This is a genomic window from Mycobacterium sp. (assembly GCF_039583805.1).
In the GTDB taxonomy this organism is placed as follows: domain Bacteria; phylum Actinomycetota; class Actinomycetes; order Mycobacteriales; family Mycobacteriaceae; genus Mycobacterium.
Window position 1 is genome coordinate 28,496 of the sequence record NZ_JAVKSH010000020.1, and the last position, 2,151, is coordinate 30,646.

At 69.1% G+C, this 2,151-nt stretch carries 3 protein-coding genes; all 3 read left to right on the top strand.

The annotated features are described in order from the left end of the window. Positions 1 to 27 precede the first annotated feature (27 nt). Positions 28 to 324 (top strand): PE family protein, encoded by a 297-nt coding sequence (locus ABDW21_RS04345; RefSeq protein ID WP_343601682.1) that lies wholly within the window; start codon positions 28 to 30, stop codon positions 322 to 324. 41 nt (positions 325 to 365) lie between these two features. Continuing rightward, positions 366 to 1,721: a PPE family protein gene (locus ABDW21_RS04350; protein ID WP_343601683.1), complete on the top strand. Its 1,356-nt coding sequence runs from the start codon at positions 366 to 368 to the stop codon at positions 1,719 to 1,721. Between the two features lie 97 nt (positions 1,722 to 1,818). Then, complete coding sequence (locus ABDW21_RS04355; protein WP_343601684.1) at positions 1,819 to 2,121, top strand: WXG100 family type VII secretion target; 303 nt, start codon at positions 1,819 to 1,821, stop codon at positions 2,119 to 2,121. Positions 2,122 to 2,151: the final 30 nt, after the last annotated feature.

The window sequence follows — 2,151 nt, forward strand, 5'->3', positions numbered from 1 at the left end:
CCTACATCAGCACAGAGAGGTGAGCGCATGCAACCCATGTCTTTCGACCCGGCAGCGGCGGGTATCGGCGCGTCTGTTGTCGCCAACGCCACCCACGGTCTGGCAATCGGCACGACGGCTTCGGCGGCGGTGACGGCCTTGGCGCCGGCCGGCGCCGACGAGGTCTCGGCGCAGGCGGCCCTGGCCTTCGCGTCGGACGGCGTCGAAGCGCTCGCTGTGCACACCTTCGCCCAGGAAGAGCTGGCCCGTGCGGGGGCGGCGTACGTCGAGATCGCCGGCATGTACGCCGCCGTCGACGAGGCCACCGCCGCCACCCTGCTGTAGCAGGTCAGCGTCAACCGAGTCGATTGTCGAGCAGGTAAGTCATGGTATTCACGCCGCCGCTGGGGGTGGAGTACGGCGCGATGCCGCCGGAGCTCAACACTGCCCGGCTGCAGGCCGGAGCGGGTCCCGCTCCGATGCTGCAGGCAGCTGCCGGCTGGGAAGCCTGGGCGGCGGCCCTGGAGGCGCAAGCCGCCGAATTGACCTCGACGCTGACGTCGCTCAGCGGGGCATGGACCGGAATGGGCAGCGACCGCGGGGTGGCGGCGTGCATGCCGATGGTGGTGTGGCTGCAGATGCTTGCCACGCAGGCGCAGAAGCGCGCCGCGCAGGCGGCGGCCCAGGCGCAGTCCTTTACCACCGCGGCGACGACCACCCCGCAGATCCCGGAGATCGTGGAAAACCACGTCACCCACGCGGTGCTGGAAGCCACCAACTTCCTGGGCGTCAACACCGTGCCGATCGGTCTCAACGAGATGGACTACGCCCGCATGTGGGACCTGGCCGCCGGGGTGATGTACGCCTATCTCGCCGAAACCACCACCAACGCGCTGTTCGAGCCGATCATGCCGATGACGCCGATCGTCATTCCCGGGGTGGGGGAGGGTGTCCTGGGCGCCGCCATGGGCCAGGCCGCGGCCGGCATGGCGGGTGCGGTGATGCGGGACGCGGTGTTCACCCACGTCACGGGTCAAACCACGGTCGAATCGGTGGCGCTGAACAGCGGCAAGGGCGTCGACTTGGCGAACATGGCGGCCACCGACGCTCAGGGTGCGGCCAGAACCGGCGCCAACCAGGCCCAGGGCGTCGCGAACCAGGCGACACAGCAAAGCCAGACGCAACAGGCTCCGCAGGCCATGCAGCAGGTGATGCAGTTGGGTTCGCAGGTCGGTTCGCAAGCCATGCAGATTCCGCAGCAGTTCGGGCAGATGCTGGGCAGCAACCCCATGCAGCAGCTGACCCAGCCGATGCAGCAGGCGGCGTCGATGTTCAGCCAGATGGGCGGCGGAACGGGGTCCCGCGACCACAGCATGCAGATGGGTCTGCTCGGGGCCAGTCCGCTGTCCAACCATCCCCTGGCCGGCGGATCGGGCGCGAGCGCGGGCTCAGGCCTGATGCGGGCGGCGTCACTGCCCGGGATGGGCGGGTCGGCGCCGCGCACACCGCTGATGGCCAAGCTGATCGACAAGGTCGACGCGGTCACACCTGCGGCAGTGGAGCCTGTCGGCGCAGCGGCGGGCACGTCGGCGACGGCCGGTGCAGCTCCCGTGGGCGCCGGCGGCGGGGGTATGGGGACGGGCATGGGCAGCGCTGCGACATCGGGCGGCACCAAGACGGGCCTCCGGGCGCCCGCGCCACTCGCCCAGGATTTGGGCGAAGACGAGGGGGACGACTGGTGATACCACGGGTCGGGCCCCACCACGACTTACCGGCCATCGGGGCCGGAAGACTCGCCATTGTGTGGTGAGGACACAGGAAGAGAGAAAGTAGTCCAGCATGGCACAGATGCAAACCGATGCCGCTGTCCTCGCCAAGGAGGCCAGCAACTTCGAGCGGATCTCCGGGGAGCTCAAGGGCGTCATCGCGCACGTCGAGTCGGTCGCGGGGTCACTCGCGGGGCAGTGGCACGGGCAGGCCGGCCAGGCCGCCCAGGCGGCGCTGATGCGGTTCCAGGAGGCTGCTAACCAGCAGATCCAGGAGCTCAACGACATTTCGACGAACATCCACACGGCGGGTGCGCACTACACCTCGACCGACGAGGAGCAGTCGTCGACGCTGTCGTCGTCGATGAACTTCTGAACCCGACCACCACCAGAACCCCGACCACCA

Excerpts from the sequence above, each read along its gene's own strand:
- ABDW21_RS04345 (WP_343601682.1), top strand. The coding sequence starts at position 28 with ATGCAACCCATGTCTTTCGACCCGGCAGCGGCGGGTATCGGCGCGTCT.
- ABDW21_RS04355 (WP_343601684.1), top strand. The coding sequence starts at position 1,819 with ATGGCACAGATGCAAACCGATGCCGCTGTCCTCGCCAAGGAGGCCAGC.
- ABDW21_RS04350 (WP_343601683.1), top strand. The coding sequence starts at position 366 with ATGGTATTCACGCCGCCGCTGGGGGTGGAGTACGGCGCGATGCCGCCG.